This window comes from Streptomyces sp. NPDC087420, assembly GCF_044744165.1.
In the GTDB taxonomy this organism is placed as follows: Bacteria; Actinomycetota; Actinomycetes; order Streptomycetales; family Streptomycetaceae; genus Streptomyces.
Genome location: NZ_JBIUXU010000002.1, coordinates 399,432 through 422,260, shown reverse-complemented (window position 1 = coordinate 422,260; position 22,829 = coordinate 399,432). Strand labels below are relative to the sequence as shown.

The 22,829-nt window shown below is 70.4% G+C and carries 21 protein-coding genes; 11 read left to right on the top strand and 10 right to left on the bottom strand.

Annotated features, from left to right (window positions below):
* Positions 1 to 81: 81 nt before the first annotated feature.
* Positions 82 to 1,038, bottom strand: a complete 957-nt coding sequence (locus tag ACIO1C_RS05375) for a pirin family protein (protein ID WP_401858856.1) — start codon at positions 1,036 to 1,038, stop codon at positions 82 to 84.
* 141 nt (positions 1,039 to 1,179) lie between these two features.
* Positions 1,180 to 1,668, bottom strand: a complete 489-nt coding sequence (locus ACIO1C_RS05370) for an SseB family protein (RefSeq protein WP_401858854.1) — start codon at positions 1,666 to 1,668, stop codon at positions 1,180 to 1,182.
* Between the two features lie 235 nt (positions 1,669 to 1,903).
* On the opposite strand from ACIO1C_RS05370, the gene ACIO1C_RS05365 reads away from it, so the two are divergent.
* The 3 genes from ACIO1C_RS05365 (at position 1,904) to ACIO1C_RS05355 (ending at position 5,541) form a co-directional block, all read left to right on the top strand.
* Positions 1,904 to 3,730, top strand: a complete 1,827-nt coding sequence (locus ACIO1C_RS05365) for an acyl-CoA dehydrogenase (RefSeq protein ID WP_401858852.1) — start codon at positions 1,904 to 1,906, stop codon at positions 3,728 to 3,730.
* A gap of 184 nt (positions 3,731 to 3,914) precedes the next feature.
* Positions 3,915 to 5,213, top strand: coding sequence for a M18 family aminopeptidase (locus ACIO1C_RS05360; RefSeq protein WP_401858850.1), 1,299 nt, complete (start codon positions 3,915 to 3,917; stop codon positions 5,211 to 5,213).
* A gap of 112 nt (positions 5,214 to 5,325) precedes the next feature.
* Complete coding sequence (locus ACIO1C_RS05355; protein ID WP_401858848.1) at positions 5,326 to 5,541, top strand: DUF6458 family protein; 216 nt, start codon at positions 5,326 to 5,328, stop codon at positions 5,539 to 5,541.
* 67 nt (positions 5,542 to 5,608) lie between these two features.
* Here ACIO1C_RS05355 and ACIO1C_RS05350 read toward each other — a convergent pair whose 3' ends face one another.
* The gene (locus ACIO1C_RS05350; protein ID WP_401858847.1) at positions 5,609 to 7,456 is read right to left on the bottom strand and encodes an NHL domain-containing thioredoxin family protein; all 1,848 of its coding nucleotides are present in this window, start codon (positions 7,454 to 7,456) and stop codon (positions 5,609 to 5,611) included.
* Positions 7,457 to 7,525: 69 nt separating this feature from the next.
* Here ACIO1C_RS05350 and ACIO1C_RS05345 point away from each other — a divergent pair, with 69 nt between their 5' ends.
* Both ACIO1C_RS05345 and ACIO1C_RS05340 read left to right on the top strand, forming a co-directional pair.
* Entirely contained in the window at positions 7,526 to 8,227 is a 702-nt protein-coding gene (locus tag ACIO1C_RS05345; protein WP_401858845.1) for a phosphotransferase, read from the top strand.
* Between the two features lie 9 nt (positions 8,228 to 8,236).
* Positions 8,237 to 8,731, top strand: a complete 495-nt coding sequence (locus ACIO1C_RS05340; protein ID WP_401858844.1) for an LURP-one-related/scramblase family protein — start codon at positions 8,237 to 8,239, stop codon at positions 8,729 to 8,731.
* A gap of 41 nt (positions 8,732 to 8,772) precedes the next feature.
* Here the strand turns inward: ACIO1C_RS05340 and ACIO1C_RS05335 are convergent, their stop codons facing one another.
* Entirely contained in the window at positions 8,773 to 9,612 is an 840-nt protein-coding gene (locus ACIO1C_RS05335) for a carbon-nitrogen family hydrolase (RefSeq protein WP_401858842.1), read from the bottom strand.
* A gap of 177 nt (positions 9,613 to 9,789) precedes the next feature.
* On the opposite strand from ACIO1C_RS05335, the gene ACIO1C_RS05330 reads away from it, so the two are divergent.
* The gene (locus ACIO1C_RS05330) at positions 9,790 to 10,614 is read left to right on the top strand and encodes a maleylpyruvate isomerase family mycothiol-dependent enzyme (RefSeq protein WP_401858840.1); all 825 of its coding nucleotides are present in this window, start codon (positions 9,790 to 9,792) and stop codon (positions 10,612 to 10,614) included.
* 97 nt (positions 10,615 to 10,711) lie between these two features.
* On the opposite strand, the gene ACIO1C_RS05325 is transcribed toward ACIO1C_RS05330, so the two are convergent.
* On the bottom strand, positions 10,712 to 12,013 hold the full coding sequence (locus ACIO1C_RS05325) for a nitrate/nitrite transporter (protein WP_401858838.1): 1,302 nt from the start codon (positions 12,011 to 12,013) through the stop codon (positions 10,712 to 10,714).
* Positions 12,010 to 12,681, bottom strand: a complete 672-nt coding sequence (locus ACIO1C_RS05320) for a GntR family transcriptional regulator (protein WP_401858836.1) — start codon at positions 12,679 to 12,681, stop codon at positions 12,010 to 12,012. The genes ACIO1C_RS05325 and ACIO1C_RS05320 overlap by 4 nt, the downstream gene beginning before the upstream one ends.
* A 272-nt stretch (positions 12,682 to 12,953) precedes the next feature.
* Between ACIO1C_RS05320 and ACIO1C_RS05315 the strand changes: the two genes are divergently transcribed.
* Both ACIO1C_RS05315 and ACIO1C_RS05310 read left to right on the top strand, forming a co-directional pair.
* Complete coding sequence (locus ACIO1C_RS05315) at positions 12,954 to 13,865, top strand: D-alanyl-D-alanine carboxypeptidase family protein (protein WP_401859123.1); 912 nt, start codon at positions 12,954 to 12,956, stop codon at positions 13,863 to 13,865.
* Positions 13,866 to 13,988: 123 nt separating this feature from the next.
* Positions 13,989 to 14,588: a GNAT family N-acetyltransferase gene (locus ACIO1C_RS05310; RefSeq protein ID WP_401858835.1), complete on the top strand. Its 600-nt coding sequence runs from the start codon at positions 13,989 to 13,991 to the stop codon at positions 14,586 to 14,588.
* A 61-nt stretch (positions 14,589 to 14,649) separates the two neighbouring features.
* On the opposite strand, the gene ACIO1C_RS05305 is transcribed toward ACIO1C_RS05310, so the two are convergent.
* The 3 genes from ACIO1C_RS05305 to pdhA are packed head-to-tail and all read right to left on the bottom strand — an operon-like array spanning position 14,650 to position 18,286.
* The gene (locus tag ACIO1C_RS05305; protein WP_401858833.1) at positions 14,650 to 16,110 is read right to left on the bottom strand and encodes a dihydrolipoamide acetyltransferase family protein; all 1,461 of its coding nucleotides are present in this window, start codon (positions 16,108 to 16,110) and stop codon (positions 14,650 to 14,652) included.
* Positions 16,111 to 16,124: 14 nt separating this feature from the next.
* Positions 16,125 to 17,105 (bottom strand): alpha-ketoacid dehydrogenase subunit beta, encoded by a 981-nt coding sequence (locus tag ACIO1C_RS05300; protein WP_401858831.1) that lies wholly within the window; start codon positions 17,103 to 17,105, stop codon positions 16,125 to 16,127.
* A gap of 2 nt (positions 17,106 to 17,107) precedes the next feature.
* Positions 17,108 to 18,286, bottom strand: coding sequence for a pyruvate dehydrogenase (acetyl-transferring) E1 component subunit alpha (gene pdhA / locus ACIO1C_RS05295; RefSeq protein ID WP_401858829.1), 1,179 nt, complete (start codon positions 18,284 to 18,286; stop codon positions 17,108 to 17,110).
* A gap of 337 nt (positions 18,287 to 18,623) precedes the next feature.
* Between pdhA and ACIO1C_RS05290 the strand changes: the two genes are divergently transcribed.
* From ACIO1C_RS05290 to ACIO1C_RS05280, 3 genes are all read left to right on the top strand, one after another.
* The gene (locus tag ACIO1C_RS05290; RefSeq protein ID WP_401858827.1) at positions 18,624 to 19,283 is read left to right on the top strand and encodes a response regulator; all 660 of its coding nucleotides are present in this window, start codon (positions 18,624 to 18,626) and stop codon (positions 19,281 to 19,283) included.
* 111 nt (positions 19,284 to 19,394) lie between these two features.
* The gene (locus tag ACIO1C_RS05285) at positions 19,395 to 19,817 is read left to right on the top strand and encodes a pyridoxamine 5'-phosphate oxidase family protein (RefSeq protein WP_401858826.1); all 423 of its coding nucleotides are present in this window, start codon (positions 19,395 to 19,397) and stop codon (positions 19,815 to 19,817) included.
* Positions 19,818 to 19,850: 33 nt separating this feature from the next.
* Entirely contained in the window at positions 19,851 to 20,930 is a 1,080-nt protein-coding gene (locus ACIO1C_RS05280; RefSeq protein ID WP_401858824.1) for a phosphotransferase, read from the top strand.
* 71 nt (positions 20,931 to 21,001) lie between these two features.
* On the opposite strand, the gene ACIO1C_RS05275 is transcribed toward ACIO1C_RS05280, so the two are convergent.
* Entirely contained in the window at positions 21,002 to 22,600 is a 1,599-nt protein-coding gene (locus ACIO1C_RS05275; RefSeq protein WP_401858822.1) for a protein kinase, read from the bottom strand.
* Between the last annotated feature and the right edge of the window lie 229 nt (positions 22,601 to 22,829).

The following is a 22,829-nucleotide window of genomic DNA, read 5'->3' as shown; positions in this document are numbered from 1 at the left end:
ACCACGCCGGCCCCCGGTCCGGCGGGCTGACGCGCCCGCCGCACCCGAGGCCGGCAGACCCCGCTTACTGCACGTGCGGACTTACTGCACGTGCGGGACCGGCACCGTCCCCAGCCGCCCCGCCTGGAAGTCGTCGAACGCCTGCTTCAGCTCCGCCTGGCTGTTCATCACGAACGGCCCGTAGTGCGCCATCGGCTCACGGATCGGACGCCCGCCGAGCAGCACGATCTCCAGGTCAGGCGTGTTCGAGTCCTGCGACTCGTCCGCCCGTACGGTCAGCGAACCGCCCGCCCCGAACACCGCGGTCTGCCCGGTGTGGACCGGCCGCCGGTCCGTACCGACCGCGCCACGCCCCGCGAGCACGTACGCGATCCCGTTGAAGTCCTCGCGCCAGGGCAGCGTGACCTCCGCGCCGGGCCGCAGCGTCGCGTGCACCATCGTGATCGGCGTGTGCGTGATGCCGGGGCCCTCGTGGCCGTCCAGCTCGCCCGCGATCACCCGCAGCAGCGCACCGCCGTCGGGCGAGGTCAGCAGCTGCACCTGGCCGCCGCGGATGTCCTGGTAGCGCGGGTTCATCATCTTGTCCGCCGCCGGCAGGTTCACCCACAGCTGGAGGCCGTGGAACAGCCCGCCCGACAGCACCAGCGACTCCGGCGGCGTCTCGATGTGCAGCAGGCCGGAGCCCGCCGTCATCCACTGCGTGTCGCCGTTCATGATCGTCCCGCCGCCACCGTTGCTGTCCTGGTGGATGAAGGTGCCGTCGATGATGTACGTCACGGTCTCGAAGCCGCGGTGGGGGTGCCACGGCGTGCCCTTGGGCTCGCCCGGCGCGTAGTCCACCTCACCCATCTGGTCCATCATGATGAACGGGTCGAGATGGGTGTAGTCGATGCCCGCGAACGCGCGGCGCACCGGGAAGCCCTCTCCCTCGAAGCCGCCGGGCGCCGTCGAGACGGCGAGCACGGGGCGGGCCACGGCGTCGGCGGGGGCAGCGACGCGCGGCAGGGTCAGCGGGTTTTCGACGGTCACTGCGGGCATGAGGTCCTCCTCGATGAAGTCAACGCTCAATTTAGTTGAACGGTGAACATCTGGCAAGGAGGCTTTCATTCCCGGGCATGCGAAAGGGCCCGTACCGCGTCGGTACGGGCCCCAGGACAGTCGGAGGCGGACGTCGGAACGTCAGCCGTACATCCGCCTCATCGCGAAGTCCACCATCTGCTCGACCGCCTTCGCGTCGAACACCATCCGGTGGTCCCCCTCCATGTCGAGCACGAAGCCGTACCCCGTCGGCAGCAGGTCGATCACCTCCGCGCCCGTGATCACGAAGTACTTCGACTCCTTGCCCGCGTACCGGCGCAGCTCCTTGAGCGTGCTGAACATCGGGATCACCGGCTGCTGCGTGTTGTGCAGCGCCAGGAACCCCGGGTTGTCGCCGCGCGGACAGTAGACCTTCGACGTCGCGAAGATCTGCTGGAAGTCCTCGGCCGACAACGACCCCGTCGTGAACGCCCGCACGGCGTCACCCAGCGACGGAGGTGATGGTTCCGGATACAGGGGCTGCTCGCCGTACCCGCCGACACCGACACCGCCCATCGGCTGCTGCGGCTGCTGCTGCTGCGGGTGCGCGTACTGCTGCTGAGCGCCCGGGGTCTGGTCGTAGCCGTACATGACCGCAAGAGTACTGAGAATCAGCGCCCCCAGGGGCCCGGTCCACTTCTGGATGCCTCCCGATGCTTCCCGGCGCCTCCCCGATGCCCCCGATGCCCCCGAGCGCCCCCCGGTCGACCTCGTCACAGAAGTCCGGTCGGGGTTGCATCTTATTACCCATGGGTAGCATCATCGGAGCCACTCACTGGTACATGTCTGAGGAATCCGCCTCCCCGAGCCTTACGGAGCAGTCGCCATGGGGCACTACAAGTCGAATCTCCGCGACATCGAGTTCAACCTCTTCGAGGTCCTCGGGCGCGACAAGCTCTACGGCACGGGTCCGTTCGCGGAGATGGACGTGGAGACGGCCAAGAGCATCCTCGGCGAGATCGCCCGCCTGGCGGAGAACGATCTGGCCGCGTCCTTCGCCGAGGCCGACCGGACCCCTCCCGTCTTCGACCCGGAGACCCACACCGCCCCGGTCCCCGCGGCCTTCAAGAAGAGCTACCAGGCGTTCATGGACGCCGAGTACTGGCGGCTGGGCCTGCCCGAGGAGATCGGCGGCACGACGGCCCCCCGCTCCCTGATCTGGGCCTACGCGGAGCTGGTGCTCGGCGCCAACCCGGCGGTGTGGATGTACGCGTCGGGCCCGGCCTTCGCCGGTATCCTCTTCGAGGAGGGCAACGAGGCCCAGAAGAAGGTCGCCTCGCTCGCGGTCGAGCGGCAGTGGGGCTCCACGATGGTCCTCACCGAGCCGGACGCGGGCTCGGACGTCGGCGCGGGCCGCACGAAGGCCGTCCAGCAGGACGACGGCACCTGGCACATCGAGGGCGTGAAGCGCTTCATCACGTCCGGCGAGCACGACATGTCGGAGAACATCCTCCACTACGTCCTCGCCCGCCCCGAGGGCGCGGGACCCGGCACCAAGGGCCTGTCCCTCTTCCTCGTACCGAAGTACGAGTTCGACTGGGAGACCGGCGAGCTGGGCGAGCGCAACGGCGTGAAGGCCACCAACGTCGAGCACAAGATGGGCCTCAAGGCCTCCAACACCTGCGAGATGACCTTCGGCGACGGCCGCCCCGCCCGGGGCTGGCTCATCGGCGACAGGCACGACGGCATCCGCCAGATGTTCCGCATCATCGAGTTCGCCCGGATGATGGTCGGTACGAAGGCCATCGCCACGCTCTCCACCGGCTACCTGAACGCGCTGGAGTACGCCAAGGAGCGCGTCCAGGGCCCCGACCTCGCGCAGTTCATGGACAAGGCCGCGCCCAAGGTCACCATCACGCACCACCCCGACGTGCGCCGCTCGCTCATGACGCAGAAGGCGTACGCGGAAGGCATGCGCGCCCTCGTCATGTACACCGCGTCGGTGCAGGACGAGATCGCCCTCAAGGAGGCCTCGGGCGAGGACGTCAAGGCGCTCGCCGGCCTCAACGACCTGCTGCTGCCCATCGTCAAGGGGTACGGCTCCGAGCGGTCGTACGAACAGCTCGCGCAGTCGCTCCAGACGTTCGGCGGCTCCGGCTACCTCCAGGAGTACCCGGTCGAGCAGTACATCCGGGACGCCAAGATCGACACGCTCTACGAGGGCACCACCGCCATCCAGGGCCAGGACTTCTTCTTCCGGAAGATCGTCCGCGACCAGGGCCAGGCGCTGAACACCCTCGCCGAGGAGATCAAGAAGTTCCTCGCCGTCTCCACGGGCGGTACGGACCTGGCGCCGGCCAGGGACGCGCTCGCCAAGGCCGCCGTCGACCTGGAGGCGATCGTCGGCCGGATGCTGGCGGACCTCACCGCCACCGGCGAGGACGTCAGGAACATCTACAAGGTCGGCCTCAACACCACACGCCTGCTGATGGTTTCGGGTGACGTGGTCGTCGCGTACCTGCTGCTGCGCGGCGCGGCCGTCGCGGCGGAGAAGCTGGAGACGGCGGCGGCGAAGGACGTGGCGTTCTACCAGGGCAAGATCGCGGCGGCGAAGTTCTTCGCGGCGAACGTGCTGCCCGGCGTCTCCGCGCAGCGCACGCTCGCCGAGTCGGTGGACAACTCCCTGATGGAGCTGCCCGAATCGGCGTTCTGAGCGCATCGGGGCACACCCCGGCCGGCCGACCCGCAGGACGCCTCTCCCAGGGAGGCGTCCTGCGGCGCGTCCGGGGTCCTCCCACCACTCACCACCGGCTCCCCGGCCCCGTACCCACCCCGCATTCCCCCCGTAACAACCTGTGGCGATCCCACTGTCACGCCCCGTCGTTATGGTGAACCCCATGAGCACTTCCGCCCGCTTCGACCGCGGCCACACCGACGACCTCATGTCCTTCCTCGCGGCCAGCCCTTCGCCGTACCACGCGGTGGCCAACGCTGCGGAGCGGTTGGAGAAGGCCGGTTTTCGGCAGGTGGCGGAGACGGACGCCTGGGACGGCGCCACGGGTGGGAAGTTCGTCCTGCGCGGCGGCGCGATCATCGCCTGGTTCGTACCGGAGGACGCCCGTCCGCACACCCCGTTCCGGATCGTCGGCGCGCACACCGACTCGCCGAACCTGCGGGTCAAGCCCCTTCCCGACACCGGTTCGTACGGCTGGCGGCAGATCGCCGTCGAGATCTACGGCGGAACGCTGCTCAACACCTGGCTCGACCGCGACCTCGGACTGGCGGGCCGCATCACCCTGCGCGACGGCTCGAACCGGCTCGTGAACGTCGACCGCGCGCTGCTGCGGGTCCCCCAGCTCGCCGTCCATCTGGACCGGTCGGTCAACACCGAGGGCCTCAAGCTCGACAGACAGCGCCACATGCAGCCGATCTGGGGGCTCGGCGAGCCCGAGGAGGGCGACCTGATCCGCTTCGTGGCGGAGGAGACCGGTGTCGAGGCCGGCGACATCACCGGCTGGGACCTCATGCCGCACGCCATCGAACGCCCCTCGTACCTGGGCCGCGACGAGGAGTTGGTGGCGGGACCCCGGATGGACAACCTCCTGTCCGTGCACGCGGCGACCGCCGCCCTGGCCGCCGTCGCCGGCCCCGGTGGCGGCTCCCTCCCCCACATCCCCGTCCTCGCCGCCTTCGACCACGAGGAGAACGGCTCGCAGTCGGACACCGGCGCGGACGGCCCGCTGCTCGGTACGGTGCTGGAGCGCTCCGTGCTCTCCCGGGGCGGTACGTACGAGGACCGCGCGCGGGCCTTCGCCGGTACGGTCTGCCTGTCGTCGGACACGGGCCACGCCGTGCACCCCAACTACGGCGACCGCCACGACCCGACGCACCACCCGCGCCCCAACGGCGGCCCGATCCTCAAGGTCAACGTCAACATGCGCTACGCGACGGACGGCAGCGGCCGGGCGGTGTTCGCCGCGGCCTGCGAGAAGGCGGGGGTGCCGTGGCAGTCGTTCGTCTCCAACAACTCGATGCCGTGCGGCACGACGATCGGCCCGATCACCGCGGCCCGGCACGGCATCCAGACGGTCGACATCGGCGTGGCCATCCTGTCGATGCACAGCGCCCGCGAACTGTGCGGCGCCGACGACCCGTACCTCCTGGCCAACGCGCTGGTGGCCTTCCTGGGCGACTGAGCCCGGGATCCGCGCCTGGAAGACGAACTTCCGCCGCCCGCATGGCTGTTCCGGACCGGGGTACCCGAGGCACAGGCCCGGAACGGCCAACTGTCAACAGGAGGCGGAATTCATGGGCATCGGCGGATGTATCGCACTCATCGGCGTGGGAGCCATCCTCACGTTCGCGACCGACTGGCACTCCGACAGCGTGAACCTCGACCTGGTCGGGCTGATCATGATGGCGGTGGGCATCATCGGCATCGCCACCTTCACCAGCATCGCCCGGCGCAGGCGCGCCATAGTCACCCCGACCGTGGTGCAGCAGGACGACCGCAGGGGCTTCTGACCAGGGCCCCGACCCCGGGCCCTGACCCGGGGGCTGCTCCGAGCCCCCGTCAGGCGTCCGCGCCGGCTCAGCCGGCCGTCTCCGGGTGGTCGTCGTCCATGCCGGCCAGGACCAGCGCGAGCCGTGAGATCCCCTCGCCGCTCACGCGTACCGGAACGCCCCAGTCCTGCTGGTGGACATGGCACGCCGGGTACTCGTTCGCCGGGTCGTCGTCGCAGGACGCGGCCATGGCGGAGACGTGCAGCACGCCTTCCGTGACCCCGTCGGCCAGCACCAGCGCCCGGTGGAGGTCCGTGCCGGCGCCGGAGCCCTCCGCCAGCAGTTCGGGCGGGGTCGCGGAGACGAGCAGGCGGGTCGACGGGCCGTAACGGGTGTCGAGCTTCTGGCCGGACGGCGCCGTGAAGACGATGTCCAACCGGAGGGCTCCCGGGGCGACTTCGGTGGCCGCGCGCTGCGTGCGGTGGGCGACGGACTCGACCCGTACGGCCTCGTCGGGCAGCCTCAGCCGGGTCAGCCGGTGGCGCGCGGACTCCACCACGACGATGTCCTCGCCGGCCAGCACGGCGGCCGACGGCTCGCGCAGGTCGGTGGCGAGCGTCGTCACCTCACCCGTCGCGGGGTCGAAGCGGCGCAGGGCGTGGTTGTACGTGTCCGAGACCGTGACGGAGCCGTCCGGCAGCGCGGTGACCCCCAGCGGGTGCTGAAGCAGGGCCTGTTCGGCGGGTCCGTCGCGGTGGCCGAAGTCGAAGAGGCCGGTGCCGACCGCCGTGTGCACGGCGAAGCCGTCCGAGTCCGGCGCCCGCTCGACATAACGCAGCGCGCTCGTCTCCGAGTCCGCCACCCACAGCCGGTCCCCGGCCGCCGCGAGCCCCGAGGGCTGCGCGAACCACGCCTCGGCGGCGGGCCCGTCCACCAGCCCCTCGTTCGTGGTGCCGGCCGCGACCTCGACGGTGCCGGTGGCCGGGTCGTACGTCCACAGCTGGTGCACGCCGGCCATCGCGATCCACACCCGGTCCGCCCACCACGCCACGTCCCACGGCGACGAGAGGTCCACCTCCAGGGCGGGCCCCGAGGTGGGCGAGCCCTGCCACCACTGCCGCCCGGTCCCGGCGACGGTCCTGATCTCCCCGCCGGCGGGGTCGTACGTACGCAGCGCGTGGTTCACCGTGTCGGCGACGATCACCGTGCCGTCGGGCAGCAGCGCGAGCCCCTGCGGCTCGCTGAACGAATCCGGCCCGAACCCGCGCCCGCCGGTCCCGATCCGCCGTACGACGGTCTCGCCGTCCGGCTCCAGCTCGACCAGCTGGTGCCGGGTGGAGTCGGACACGAGGAAGTTCCCGCTCCCCGGCAGCACGACCGCCTTCCCGGGGAACCGCAGGTCCGTGGCCACGGCCTCGGGCGCCACATAGGGCCCGTCCCCGCGCCGCAGCGTCCCCTTGGCCGCGTGTTCCGCCTCCAGCTCCTCCACGAGCTTCTGGATGGCGTGCGCGTGCCCCTCGCCCGCGTGTTGCGCGACGACGTACCCCTCGGGATCGATCACGACCAGCGTCGGCCACGCCCGCACGGCGTACTGCTTCCAGGTCGCCAGCTCGGGGTCGTCCAGCACGGGGTGGTGCACCTCGTACCGCTCGACGGCGTCGACCACGGCCTGGTGCTCGGCCTCGTGCACGAACTTCGGCGAGTGCACCCCGATGATCACCACCGTGTCCCGGTGCTTCTCCTCCAGCTCCCGCAGCTCGTCCAGGACGTGCAGACAGTTGATGCAGCAGAACGTCCAGAAATCGAGAACGACGATACGTCCCCGCAGGTCGGCAAGGGTGTAGGAGGTGTCACCCGTATTCAGCCACCCACCCCTCCCGACCAGCTCGGGAGCGCGGACACGGACACGGCGCGGGGCCGGGGAAACATCGTTCATGTGTCAAGGGTGCCATTTCGGCCGGGGACCCTCTCGACCGGGAGGGCGGGTGCCGCTTACCTTCTCGGGATGCGAACTGGGGAGTTGCTGGGGGTCGGCAGGAGCGCGGACGTGTACGCGTACGGCGAGGGGTGGGTGCTGCGGCGCTACCGGGTCGGGCTGGACGCCGGCCACGAGGCGGTGGTCATGGGGCATCTGCGGGAGCACGGCTATCCGGTGCCGCGGGTCAGGCCGCCACGGCCCGAGGCGCCCCGGGAGCTGGTGATGGAGCGGCTGTCGGGGCCGACGATGCTGGAGGCGCTGGTGCGGGGCGAGACCACGCCCGAGGCGGCCGGGACGGAGCTGGCCGGGCTGCTGCGGCGGCTGCACACGGTGCCGGCGCGGCTCGGGGCGCGGCCGGGGGACCGGGTGCTGCATCTCGACCTCCACCCCGACAACGTGATGCTCACGCCGGACGGACCCGTGGTGATCGACTGGAGCAACACCGAGGAGGGCGCTCCCGGCCTCGACCTGGCGATGTCCGCGCTGATCCTGGCGCAGGTCGCGGTGAGCGGCGCGCCCCTCGCGGACGGCGCGGCGGCGGGGCTGGTGGCGGTGCTGCGGGCGGCCGGGCCGGTGGCGGGGGACTCAGGGGAGACCTTCGAGTGCCTCCTCCTGGACGTACGGGAGCGGCGGGCCGCCAATCCCACCCTCTCCGACGCGGAACGGGAACAGCTGGACGAGGCCGTGACTCTGGTGCGTCACCGGTACGGCGCGGTCGTCGCCGGGTAGGCGTTCCGCATGAAATATCTCGTGCGCGACAAGATCTTCGCGATCGGCGACGACTACTGGATCGAGGACGAGGACGGCCGCAAGGCCTTCCTGGTCGACGGCAAGGCGCTGCGCCTGCGCGACACGCTGGAGCTCAAGGACACCGACGGGCGCGTGCTGATCACGCTGCGGCAGAAGCTGGTCAGCCTGCGGGACACGATGACGCTGGAGCGGGACGGGGAAACGCTCGCGACCATCCGCAAGAAGCGGCTGTCGCTGCTGCGCAACCACTACCGGGTGAGCCTCGCCGACGGCACCGACCTGGAGGTCAGCGGCCGGATCCTGGACCGGGAGTTCGCGGTCGAGTACGACGGTGAGCTGCTGGCGGACATCTCGCGCCGCTGGCTGCGGGTACGGGAGACGTACGGCGTCGAGGTCGTACGGGACGACTCGGACCACGCCCTGCTCCTCGCCGTGGCGGTGTGCGTGATCCGGATGGCGGAGAAGGAGCGGGAGGACGGGTGAGAAAGGGCTGGGGGCTGAGGGCCACGGCCTGACGAGCAGGCTCAGTCGCGTACCGGCGGGACCGGCAGCCCCAGCCGTCGGTCCTTCAGCGCCGGGAACTGCTCGCGCGTCAACGCCACCCGCGCCGGGTCCAGGTCGACCGTCAGGACCTCCTCGCCGTTCCCCGCCTCGGCCAGCACCTCGCCCCACGGGTCCACGACCACGCTGTGCCCCGCCTGCTCCACGCCCGCGTGGGTCCCCGCGGTCCCGCAGGCCAGGACGTACGACTGGTTCTCCACCGCGCGGGCCCGCGCCAGCAGCGACCAGTGCGCGCGCCGCCTCGCGGGCCAGCCGGCCGGGACGACGAGCACCTGCGCGCCCGCGTCGACCAGACCCCGGAAGAGTTCGGGGAAGCGCAGGTCGTAGCAGGTGGCGAGGCCGATCGTGGTGTCGCCGGTCGTGGTGTCGCCGGTCGTGGTGTCGGGGAGCGCCACGGTGACCAGCTCGGAGCCCGCGTCCATCAGCGTCGCCTCGCCCTTGTCGAAGCCGAAGCGGTGGATCTTGCGGTACGTACGGACCAGCTCGCCGGCGGGGGAAATGACGAGCGAGGTGTTGAAGAGCCGGTCGGAACCCCCGTCCCGGACCCGCTCCACGATGGACCCCGCGTGCAGCCAGACCCCCGCGTCACGCGCCGCCGCCGACATCGCCTCGAACGTCGGCCCGTCCGGCGTTTCCGCCTCCGTGGCAAAAAGTTCGTACGCGAATGCCCCCATGGGCCACAGTTCCGGCAGCACCACCAGGTCCGCGCCGCGCTGTTTGCGTACCAGCGCCGCCACCCGCCGCCTGCGGGATTCGACCGATTCGTCCGGGTCTACTGCGATCTGGAGGAGAGAGGCGCGCACAGTACCACCGTCCTGGCATTCGAGCCGTCAACACGGGCCTACGATCGTCACACGAAAGCACTGCCGGGGTGCCATCGGGCAGCGTAACTTAGCTGCCGAGCCTCCCACGCAGCCCGCAGCCCGCAGCCAGCCCGCAAGCAAGCCAGCCCGCGTACCGCAGAACCGCCGAGGGGTCCCGTGACCGTCCATCCCAGCCTTCAAAACTACGCCGATGCCTGGACCCACTCCATCGAGGCCATAGTCGAGCTGGTGCAGCCGCTCGCCGAGGGTGAATGGAACTGGCGCACACCGTGCCCAGCCTGGTCCGTACGAGATGTCGTCTCGCATGTCATCGGCATGGAATCTGAAATGCTCGGGGACCCACGTCCGATCCACTCGCTGCCGCGCGATCTCTACCACGTGCAGAACGAGTTCGCCCGGTACATGGAGATGCAGGTCGACGTGCGGCGGCACCACACCGCGCCGGAGATGACCGCCGAGCTGGAGTACACGATCATCCGCCGCAACCGTCAGCTGCGGAACGAGACCCGCTCGCCCGACACGATGGTCCGGGCCCCTCTCGGCAAGGAGCAGACCCTCGAAACCGCCCTGCGCGGGCGGGCGTTCGACGTCTGGGTCCATGAGCAGGATCTCCGTACGACCCTGAACCGGCCGGGCAACCTCGACTCCCCCGGCGCCCATGTGACACGGGACGCGCTGCTGGCCGCGCTGCCGAAGGTCATCGCCAAGGACGCGGGCCTGCCGCCCAATTCGGCGGTGGTCATCGATGTGCACGGCCCGCTGGAGTTCCTGCGGACGGTCCGGGTGGACGCGGAGGGCCGCGGCTCGATCGACGGCTCGCCCTCGCTCGGCCCGCTGGTGACGCTGGCGCTGGACTGGGAGACGTACTACCGGCTGGCGTGCGGCCGGGTGCGGTACAACGCGGTGGCGGACCGCGTGAAGATCGACGGCGACCAGGAGCTGGCGGCGGCGATCCTGCGGGAGTTCGCGGTCACGCGCTAGGGGTTACGGGCCTGGGCCACGCGCCGGCGGTCACGCGCCGACGGCGGATCGGTTACGGCGGACGGTCGGCGGGGCCCCGCACGCCCCCTCACCGCCCTCATGCCGGTACGTGCACGGCCTCCACCCGGCTCGCCACCAGCCGCTCCCGCTCCCGTCGCTGCGTACGCGCCCGCAGGCGCAGGATTTGCACCACACCGAGCGCTTCGAGGACGAAGACGGACGAGAAGGCGATCCGGTAGTCGCCGTCGGTCGCGTCCAGCAGGACGCCGACGGCGAGCAGCGTGAACATCGAGGCGACAAAACCGCCCATGTTGACGATTCCGGAGGCCGTGCCCTGACGTTCGGGCGGGTTCGCGGGGCGGGCGAAGTCGAAGCCGATCATCGACGCGGGACCGCAGGCGCCGAGGACCACGCAGAGCGTGATCAGCAGCCACACCGGCGCGTGCGCGCCCGGGTAGCCGAGGGTCGCCGCCCAGAGCAGCGCCGTCGCGCCGACCGTACCGAGGGCGAGCGGGATCCTGGCCTCGTGGTGGCGGCCGATGACCTGCCCGTACACCAGCCCGACCACCATGTTGGAGAGCACGACCAGGGTCAGGAGTTCGCCGGCGGAGGCGCGGGACATGCCCTGCGCCTCCACGAGGAACGGCATGCCCCAGAGCAACAGGAAGATCATCGCGGGGAACTGTCCGGTGAAGTGCACCCACAGCCCGAGGCGGGTGCCCGGTTCGCGCCAGGACTCGGCTATCTGCTTGCGTACGTAGACCGTTCCGGCGTGCTGGGAGGGCGGCGGCTCGTGGCCCTCCGGGTGGTCCTTGAGGAAGAGCAGCAGCAGGACGAGGACCACCACCCCCGCCAGGGAACTGCCCGCGAAGGTCGTGGTCCAGCCGAGGCCGTGCAGGGTACGGGAGATGAAGACGGTGGAGACGAGGTTGCCCGCCATCCCGAAGAACGCGGCGACCTGCGCGATCATCGGCCCGCGCCGGGCCGGGAACCACCGGGTGCCGAGCCGCAGGACGCTGATGAACGTCATCGCGTCGCCGCAGCCGAGCAGGGCGCGCGAGGCGAGGGCCGTACCGTACGAGGTGGAGAGCGCGAAGCCCAGCTGGCCGACGGTGAAGAGGACCACGCCGAACGTCAGCATCCGCTTCGTGCCGACCCGGTCGACCAGCAGGCCGACGGGTATCTGCATGCCCGCGTAGACGAGGAGTTGGAGGATCGAGAAGGTCGAGAGGGCGGAGGCGTTGACGTGGAAGCGGTCCGCCGCGTCGAGGCCGGCCACTCCCAGGCTCGTACGGAAGATGACGGCGACGAAGTAGACCGCGACGCCTATGCCCCAGACGCGCAGGGCGCGGCGCCCGCCCGGCGGGTCGCCCGGCAGGCTGACGGCGGCGGCGCTCACCGGTCCTCACCCCGGACCAGCACCTTGACGCGGCTCACATGGCGGCGGATGCTCCGCGCGGCGCCCTCGGCGTCGCCGGACCTGACTGCGGCGAGGAGTTCGGCGTGCTCCTCGATGCTCTTGGCGACCCGCTCGGGGTGGGCCTCCAGCACGGCCACGCCCATCCGCAACTGCCGGTCCCTGAGCTGGTCGTAGAGCTTCGACAGGATCTCGTTGCCCGCGTGGCGCACGATCTCCGCGTGGAAGCAGCGGTCCGTGACGGCGAAGGCGGCGAGGTCGCCGATCCTGGCCTTCTCGCGCTGCTCCTCCAGCACCTCTTCCAGCCGGGCGATCAGCCGGGCGGAGGCCGGTACCGCTTTCCGTACGGCGAACTCCTCGACCAGCAGCCGCGTTTCGACCACGTCGGCGATCTCCTGCACGGAGACGGCGAGGACCAGCGCGCCCTTCTTGGGGTAGAGCTTGATCAGCCCCTCCACCTCCAGCTTGAGCAGCGCTTCCCGGACAGGGGTGCGGGACACCCCGACGGCTTCGGCGAGTTCGCCCTCGGTGAGGAGGGTGCCGCCCTCGTAACGGCGGTCGAGGACGGCCTGCTTGATGTGGCTGTAGACACGGTCGGCGGCGGGCGGCTGCTTCACGGGGGACTGCTTGACGGGGGCGGCGGAAGGCATGAGCACAGCTTAGATACAACAGAGGTGCAACAGAACCTCCGTCCGCATGGCGGACCACGCTCGGCCCGGCCCCCGCCCGGCCCCGGCCCCGCCGCCACCTCCGCCGCGTTCCGCCGAACACCAAACATTCGCAAACTCGTGCGCCTTGTACATCCCTGGGGGATCCTCAGGAGTCACATCTCTGGACCCCTCTTTCAAAAGGGCCCGCACACTTCGCTTTTCAACGCATTCGCGAACTCGGAGCGTTTCCTTTGATATCCACCCTCCCGGGCATACGCAAGGCCGCCGTGGTCGCTCTCAGCGCCGGCCTCCTGCTGGCCGCCTCCCCCCTGGCCTCCTCCGCGCAGGCCGCCACCAAACCGACGGTCGGCGGCAAGGGCGCCTTCCTGCTGAACAACTCGTCCAGCGCCACGGTCTTCAGCAAGGCCCCCGACACCAAGCGCCAGATGGCCAGCACCACGAAGATCATGACGGCCGCCGTGGTGCTGAGCACCAAGGGCGTCGACCTCAACAAGAAGGTCACCGTCAAGCAGGCGTACCGCGACTACGTGACCAAGGAAGGCGCGAGCACCGCCGACCTGAGGACCGGCGACAAGGTGACGGTCCGCCAGCTCCTGTACGGGACGATGCTGCCCTCCGGCTGCGACGCGGCGTACGCGCTGGCCGACACGTACGGCACGGGAAGCACCGTCGCGGCCCGGAAGAAGTCGTTCATCTCGAAGATGAACGCGAAGGCCAAGTCGCTGGGGCTCAAGAACACCAAGTTCGACTCCTTCGACGGCATCTCGGCGGCCGGCAACAACTACACGACCCCCCGCGACCTCGCGAAGATCGCGCAGTACGCGATGAAGAACAGCAACTTCCGCGCGGTCGTGAAGGCGACGAAGTACGTGGCCCCGGCGACGACGAGCACCGGCAAGAAGCGCACGTACACCTGGTACAACACGAACAAGCTCCTCGGCTCCTACAAGGGCGCCATCGGCATCAAGACGGGCACCGGCACCGCCGCGGGCCCCTGCCTGGTCTTCGCCGCCACGCGTGGCAGCAAGACGCTGGTGGGTGTGGTCCTGAACGGCTCGGACCGTTACGCGGACGCCGCGAAGCTGCTCGACTACGGCTTCGGCACGAAGACCGCCAAGACGATGAAGCTGCGCACCCTGCCGGCCTCCGCCCAGCAGGACTGACCGCGCGGCAGGACTGATCGCACGACTGATTGACTGGGGCGCCGATCCACTGATCGCGAACCGGTACGGGGGCGGGGCCACGGCGGTGGGCCCGCCCCCTCACGACGAAGAGGGATGACCGGAATGTCGAACGTATCCATCGTGCGGGCGGACGAGGCCGACGCGGACGAGGTGACGTCGGTCCTCTCGACCGGGTTCCTCAAGGACCCCGTGAGCACCTGGATCTTCCCGGACGAGGCCGACCGCGCACGGCTGCACCCGGGCTTCTTCCGCCCCTTCGTGGAGCTGACGCTCGCCGAGGGCGCGATCTGGACGACCGCCGACCGCGCGGCGGTGGCGCTCTGGCTGCCGGTCGACGTCACGGCGCACGACGACGAGCCGGACCTCAGGTCGCTGTACGAGCCCACGCTCGGCGCGTACCACGCGGAACGGATCGGGGCGTTCGACGCACGGTCCACGGCCAACCACCCGACCCACACGAACCACCAGTACCTGCCGTTCGTCGCCGTACGGCCGGACCGGCTGGGCGAGGGTCTCGGCACGGCCCTGCTGACCGACCGCCTCGACGACCTCGACCGGCGGGGCGTGCCGTCGTACCTGGAGGCGAGCAACGCGCGCAGCGCGAAGCTGTACGCGCGTCTGGGCTACGCGCACCTGGACGTCACGACGGACCTGCCGGACGGGCCGAGCCTGTATCCGATGTGGCGCGATCCGGCGCGCTGACGCATACGTACAGCGGGCCGCGGACATCGAACGTCCGCGGCCCGCCTGTGTTCCGGTGCCGTCAGGCCCAGGTGATCAGCCTCTTCGGCTGTTCCAGGATCGCGGCGATGTCCGCCAGGACCTTGGAGCCCAGTTCGCCGTCGATCAGGCGGTGGTCGAAGGAGAGCGCCAGGGTGGTGACCTGGCGGGCCTTGACCTTGCCCTTGTGCACCCAGGGCTGGAGCTTGATCGCGCCGACGGCGAGGATCGCCGACTCGCCCGGGTTGAGGATCGGCGTCCCGGTGTCCACGCCGAAGACCCCGACGTTGGTGATGGTCACCGTGCCGCCCTGCATCGCCCCCGGGGTCGTCCGGCCCTCGCGGGCCGTGGACACCAGGTCGCCGAGCGCGGCGGCCAGTTGGGGCAGGGTCTGGTCGTGCGCGTCCTTGATGTTCGGGACGAGCAGACCGCGCGGGGTCGCGGCGGCGATGCCCAGGTTCACGTAGTGCTTGACCACGATCTCCTGGCGCGCCTCGTCCCAGGTCGCGTTCACCTCGGGGTGGCGCTTGATCGCGACCAGCAGGGCCTTGGCGATGAGGAGCAGCGGGTTGACCCGCACGCCCGCCATCTCCTTGTCGGCCTTCAACTCCTCGACCAGCTTCATCGTGCGCGTCACATCGACGGTGACGAACTCCGTGACGTGCGGCGCGGTGAACGCGCTGCCCACCATCGCCGCCGCCGTGGCCTTCCGTACCCCCTTGATGGGGATACGGGTCTCCCGCGCGCCGGCCGCCGGGACGGGGGCCGCCACAGGAGCGGCGGCGGGTACAGGGGCGGGCGCTTCGACGGTCTCCGCCGGCGCGGTCGCCGCGTGGACGTCCTCGCGGGTGATCACCCCGTCGGGTCCGGTCGGGGTGATCGTCGCCAGGTCCACGCCGAGGTCCTTGGCGAGCTTGCGCACGGGCGGCTTGGCCAACGGCCGGGTCCGCGCGGGCTCCTGGACCGGTACGGCCGGCGCGGGGGCGTATCCGTTCATCTCCGCCTGCACGGCGGCGGCCGCCGCCCCCTGCTCGGGGACGGACGAGGTCGCGGGGCCCCTGCGGGCGCGGCGCTTGGTGGACGCCTCGGCGACGCCGTACCCGACGAGGACGGGCGTACGACCGGCGGAGGCGGCGGTACCGGTGCCGGCGGAGCCGGAAGCGGAGCCCGAGCCCGCGTCGGAAGCGGACGCGTCAGAAGCGGACGCCGGAGCCGGAGCCACCGGCTCCGCCCCTCCGCTCCCGGGCGCCACGTCCACCGTGATGATGGACTCCCCGACGTCGACGGTCGTGCCCTCGGCGAAACGCAGCTCGTGCACCACCCCGTCGTACGGGATGGGCAGTTCGACCGCCGCCTTCGCGGTCTCGACCTCGCACACCACCTGGCCGTCGGTGACGACGTCACCGGGCTGTACGTACCACTTGAGGATCTCGGCCTCGGTGAGTCCCTCGCCCACGTCGGGCATCTTGAACTCGCGATAGCGCGTCGACGTGTCAGCAGTCATGGTCACGGCACTCCTCAGTACGCGAGCGAGCGGTCGACGGCGTCGAGCACCCGGTCCAGGCCCGGGAGGTACTCGTCCTCCAGGCGCGCCGGCGGATACGGCGCGTGGAAGCCGCCGACGCGCAGCACCGGGGCCTCCAGCTGGTAGAAACACCGCTCCGTGACGCGAGCGGCGATCTCCGCGCCCGAGCCGTAGAACACCGGCGCCTCGTGCACCACGACCAGCCGGCCGGTCTTCTCCACCGACGTCTGGATGGTGTCGAAGTCGATCGGGGAGATCGACCGCAGGTCCAGGACCTCAAGCGACTTGCCCTCCTCGGCCGCCGCCGCCGCGGCCTCCAGGCAGACCTTCACCATCGGGCCGTACGCGGCCAGGGTGAGATCGGAGCCCGTGAGCGCGACCCGCGCCTTGTGCAGCGGGCCCGGGATGGCCTCGGGGTCGACCTCGCTCTTGTCCCAGTAGCGCCGCTTCGGCTCGAAGAAGATCACCGGATCGTCGCTGAGGATGGCCTGCTGCATCATCCAGTAGGCGTCCGAGGACGTCGAGGGCGAGACGATCTTCAATCCGGCGACGTGCGCGAAGAGCGCCTCGGGGGACTCCGAGTGGTGCTCGACCGCGCCGATGCCGCCGCCGTACGGGATACGGATCACGACGGGCATCTTGATCTTGCCGAGCGCGCGGGCGTGCATCTTGGCGAGCTGCGTGACGATCTGGTCGTACGCGGGGAAGACAAAACCGTCGAACTGGATCTCGACGACCGGGCGGTAGCCGCGCAGCGCGAGGCCGATCGCCGTGCCGACGATGCCCGACTCGGCGAGCGGGGTGTCGATGACCCGGCCCTCGCCGAAGTCCTTCTGGAGCCCGTCCGTCACCCGGAAGACACCGCCGAGCTTTCCGACGTCCTCGCCCATGATCAGGACCTTGGGATCGGTCTCCAGGGCCTTGCGCAGCGATTCGTTGATCGCCTTCGCGAGAGGAAGCTTCTGTACGGCCATGATCACTTACCCCCCTCGGCGGAGTCGGCTGAATCGGCGAACGACGCCTGGTACGCGGCGAACTGCGCGCGCTCCTCGTCCACGAGCGCGCTCCCGTCCGCGTACACATGGTCGAAGATCGCCAGACGGTCGGGGTCCGGCATGGCCCGTACCGCCTCGCGTACCCGCTTGCCGAGCGCCTCGCTCTCCTCCTCCAGACCGGTGAAGTAGGCCTCGTCGGCGTGCCCCTCCCGCTCCAGGAGGCGGCGCAGCCGCAGGATCGGGTCCTTGGCCCGCCAGGACTCCGTCTCCTCGTCGGCGCGGTACTTGGTCGGGTCGTCGGACGTGGTGTGGGCACCCATCCGATACGTGAACGCCTCGATCAGCATCGGCCCCTCGCCCCGGCGCGCCCGCTCCAGCGCGGAGCGGGTCACCGCCAGACAGGCCAGTACGTCGTTGCCGTCGACCCGGACGCCCGGGAAGCCGTACCCCTGCGCCCGCTGGTAGAGCGGCACCCGCATCTGCTTCTCGGTGGGCTCGGAGATCGCCCACTGGTTGTTCTGGCAGAAGAAGACCACCGGCGCGTTGTAGACCGCGGCGAAGGTGAACGACTCCGCGACGTCGCCCTGGCTGGAGGCGCCGTCGCCGAAGTACGCGATCACGGCGCTGTCGGCGCCGTCCTTCGCCACCCCCATGGCGTAACCGACGGCGTGCAGGGTCTGTGAGCCGATGACGATCGTGTACAGGTGGAAGTTGTTGGTGCCCGGGTCCCAGCCGCCGTGGTTCACGCCGCGGAACATGCCGAGCAGGTTGGTCGGGTCGACCCCGCGGACCCAGGCCACCCCGTGCTCACGGTAGGTCGGGAAGACGTAGTCGTCGTCGTGCAGGGCGCGGCCAGAACCGATCTGGGCGGCCTCCTGCCCCAGCAGCGACGCCCACAGCCCGAGCTCTCCCTGGCGCTGGAGCGAGGTGGCCTCGGCGTCGAAGCGCCGGGTCAGCACCATGTCCCGGTACAGGCCCCGCAGCTCCTCGGGGGTCAGGTCGATCTCGTATTCCGGGTGCTCCACGCGCTCACCCTCAGGGGTGAGCAGCTGTACGAGCTGGGGCTCGGAACTCTGCTGCTGCGGCGTCCTCCTGGCGCTGGTGCGCTTGGTGCCGCTACTGCGTCGCGGTTTGCGCGGGGCAGTGCTCTCCACGGTCACGTGCGTGCTCCTCCGTCTGTCCGGCCCCCGGGATCCGCCGGGAACCAGTGCGGCTCGCCGCTTCCGTCCGTCCGCACAGGGTGGGTGCGGTCCGGCCGGGATCGGCGTGACAAGTTGCCCCGGCGAGCGCCCTGTCAGAGGCACGTTACCCAGTGGGCGGCATTCCCGCGAAACCCCTTGTGACCTGCGATTTTGCTCGGATATCCAAGTAAATCGAAAGAAGTCGGAAACACCTACTGGTCACAGCCTTGCAGGCCGCCGGAACAACGGCACGTTATCCCGGCGGATCCGTGCCAGGGAAGGGCAGGCGGAGGGCGAGTGTGTGAGACTGATTTATGTGGGTGAAGACGGAAAAATCTCAGTATTCCTGGTCGATGACCACGAAGTCGTCCGCCGCGGTGTCTTCGAGTTGCTCTCCGTGGAGGCGGACATCGAGGTGGTCGGCGAGGCGGGCACGGCCGCGGACGCGATGGCGAGGATCCCCGCCACCCGTCCGGACGTGGCGGTGCTCGACGTACGGCTGCCGGACGGCAGCGGGGTCGAGGTCTGCCGGGAGATCCGCTCGCGTGACGAGGACATCAAGTGCCTGATGCTGACGTCGTTCTCGGACGACGAGGCGCTGTTCGACGCGATCATGGCCGGCGCCTCGGGCTATGTGCTCAAGGCGATCCGGGGCAACGAACTGCTGAACGCGGTACGGGACGTCGCGGCGGGACGCTCGCTGCTCGACCCGGTGGCGACGGCCCGGGTGCTCCAGCGCCTGCGGGACGGCAGCGGCCCCAAGCCGGACGACAAACTGTCGGGCCTGACGGACCAGGAGCGCAGGATCCTCGACCTGATCGGCGAGGGCATGACGAACCGCGCCATCGGCGAGCAGCTGCACCTCGCCGAGAAGACGATCAAGAACTATGTCTCCAGCCTGCTGTCCAAGCTCGGCATGGAACGGCGCTCGCAGGCCGCCGCGTACGTGGCACGCCTCCAGGCCGAAAGGCACTGATCCGCCCCGATTCCGCCCGGTGCGAGCAGGCCCTTTCGGGACCAACGTCCCGCGGCATCGGGGGCTGCCTCCCCTGGTGAGGGGGGTGCGCGGTGACGGAGAGTGGAGGGCATGCCCACCACGACCCAGGAACTCCGCGCACTGGAGCTGCTCACGCTCGTCTCGTACGGACGGGTGTCGACGACGATGCGAGCGATGCCGTTCGTCGCGCCGGCGCGCCACGTCGTGGCGGACGGGGACGTGCTGCTGCGGATGCACGCGGGCCACGGCTACCACCGGGCCTGTGCGGGCGGCGTGGTGGCGTTCGGCGCGGACAACTTCAACGTGGAGGGTTCCGACCTCTGGTCGGTGCAGCTCACGGGGACCGCACAGATCATCGAACCGACCCCCGGGGAGCTGGAGCTGTTCGGTCCGATCCCGGCCCTGATCGACGGCGAACCCTACGAACCGGCGTATATGCGACTGACGCCGCAGTTCTTCTCCGTACACACGCTCGACTACTCCGCAGGGCGACAGACCCAGCACACAGTGTGATCTAACATCTGACATGTGCTGCGCTCATATGCAATGGCTGTGCCCGCCGCGATCTCGGCGATCCCCTCCATCACGTTCGTCCCACCCGCTCCCCAGCCCACCGCTCACTCGCGTCCGCCCGTCGGCGCGCTGCTCCGCCGCTACCGCGGCGCGGGCGAGGCGCTCTCCTGCGAACCCGTCGCCCAGGGGCTGCTGAACCGCGGCTACCGGCTGGCGACCACCCGGGGCTCCTACTTCCTCAAGCACCACCTGGACGGCGACCACGAGGCCGTCGCCCGCCAACATCGTGCCACCCGGCGATTACCGGGTCTCGGCGTGCCGGTGGCCGAGGCCGTCGAGAACACCGCGGGCGGGACCGTCACCGTCATCGGCGGCCACTGCTTCGCCCTCCACCCCTGGATCGAGGGGCGCCACCGCAACGGCGCCCAGCTGACCCGCGCCGGATCGGAGCGCCTCGGCGCGCTCCTGGGGCTCGTCCACACCGGCCTGGAGCAGGTGATGGAGGCGGACCCGGTGGCCCTCACCCACGCCCTCACGTACGACAGCCAGGACCCCGCCTCGACCTTCGCGCTCATCGACGAACTCCTCGCCCTGGCACGGCACCACGCCCCCCGCAACGCCTTCGACGAACTGGCCGAGCACCGCCTGACCGAGCGGCGGACCCTGCTGGAACGGCACGCCCACCGGCGCCCGCCACCGGGCGCGGAACCGGCCACGGGATGGGTGCACGGTGACTTCCACCCGCTGAACCTGATCTACCGGGGCGCCGAGCCGGCCGCGATCGTCGACTGGGACCGGCTGGGCGTGCAGCCGCGCGCCGAGGAGGCCGTACGGGCGGCGGCGATCTTCTTCGTACAGCCGACCGGTGAGCTGGACCTGACGAAGGTACGGGCCTACGCGCGCGGCTACCGGCAAGCGACCGGGGCCGGCTCCGCCGAACTGGCCGCCGCCGTGCACCGGGTGTGGTGGGAGCGGCTCAATGACTTCTGGATACTCCGGTGGCGCTACCAGCTGGACGACCGGAGGGCCGACCCGCAGTTCGCCGCGGTGTCGGCCCTGGTGGTGTGGTGGACGAGGGAGTACGAGGCGGTGCGTGAGGCGTTCGCGGGGTGACGCGAACGCGCGGTGAACGTGCGGTGAACGCGCGGTGGTGCGAACGCCTCACGCGGTGCGGGTGTGCGGGGTCAGGGGGTGGTAGCGCCTTCCGTACCCGCCACGGCCCCGGCGTCCGCACCCGCGGCCGCGCCACCGTCGGTGGCGCCGGGGTCACCGGTCGTCGCCGGTTCCGAAGGCCCGCCCGACGGTTCGCCGTTGGTGCTGCCGCCGTCCGTGGTGCCCCCGTCCGTCGTACCGCCCTCCGTGCCGCCCGCGTCCGTGCCGGTGTCCGGCGAGGACGGCGTCTCCGACGGCTCGTCGGAGGGGGTCAGCGACGGGGTCGGCTTGCGCGGAGGCGTGTAGTCCGGCTGCTGCTGGCCGCCTGACGACGTGTCGGGCTCGTCGGTCTCCTCCGTCTCCGACTCGCTCGGCGTGGGCTTGTCGCTGGGCGCCGACTCGCTCGGGGAGACACTGGGCTTCGGGTTCTTGTCGCTGTTGTCCTTCGCGCCCATGCCCTGCACCGCGAAGGCGACGCCCGCCACGATCGCGACCAGCGCCAGCGCGACGAACAGCAGCATCTTGCCGCGCCCGCCACCGCCCTGGCCGCCGTGGCTGTTCACGTACGCGCCGTCGTTCGGGTTCATCGGCGGCAGGATCGGGCGCTGCGAGGTCTCGCCGTGCGGCGGATGCCCCATCGCGGTCGTCGCGGCCATGCCCATCGGCGGGGTGCCCCCGCCGTGCGCGTCGACCGGGCCGGTGTTCCAGGTGTGGGTGTGGCTGCCCTGCTGCTGGAGCATCTGCATGCCGTACTGGATGAGCCCGCGCATCTCCTCGGCGCTCTGGAACCGGTCGTCCGGTTCTTTCGCGAGGGAGCGCATCACCATGCCGTCGAGCTCCGGCGGCGCCAGCGGGGAGACCTCGGAGGGCGGCACCGGGATGTCCTGCACGTGCTGGTAGACGACGGAGAGCGGCGTCTCACCGGTGAACGGGGGCCGCTGCGCGAGCAGTTCGTACAGCAGGCAGCCCGTCGCGTACAGGTCGGAGCGGTGGTCGACGGACTTGCCCAGCGCCTGCTCGGGGGAGAGGTACTGGGGCGTGCCCATGACCATGCCGGTCTGTGTCATGGTCGACTGCGCGCCGTGCAGGGCACGCGCGATGCCGAAGTCCATGACCTTGACCGCGCCGCTGTGCGTGATGATCACGTTCGCGGGCTTGATGTCGCGGTGCACGATGCCGTGCTGGTGCGAGTAGGCCAGGGCCTCCAGCACACCGGAGACGATGATCAGCGCCTGCTCGGGCGGCGGGGCCTCCGCCTCCATGAGCAGTTCGCGGATCGTGCGGCCCTCGACCAGCTCCATCACGATGTACGGCACGACCTGGCCGTTGACGACGTCCTCGCCGGAGTCGTACACCGCCACCACCGCGTGGTGGTTGAGCCCGGCGACCGACTGCGCCTCACGGGTGAAGCGGGCCTTGGAGATGGGGTCCTCGGCCAGATCGGCCCGGAGCAGCTTCACCGCCACGGTGCGCCCGAGGCGTACGTCCTCGGCCGCGAACACCTCGGCCATACCGCCGCGGCCCAGGCGATGGGTCATCCGGTAACGGCCGTCGCCGACCAGTCCGCCCTCGCCCCAGGAGTCCGCGGCATCCGACACTCCGCCGCCGCTTGCTTCCGGTTCGGGTGCCATCAGTCCTCGCCGTCGTTTCTGTCCGCGTCAAGTCCGCCAGCGCGGCCCGCGGTGGTTCGGGGATTTTCAGGGGTACGGGGATTATCGGGAGTGCTATGCCACGTCACGCTACAGCCTTCGTGTGACACGCCGGTTCAGGATGGACCGGTCATGAAACCCGTACGGACGGGGCCACGCAAATTACAGGTGGCTCCGGTAACGCTTCCGAGACGCTCTGTCGTGCTTACGG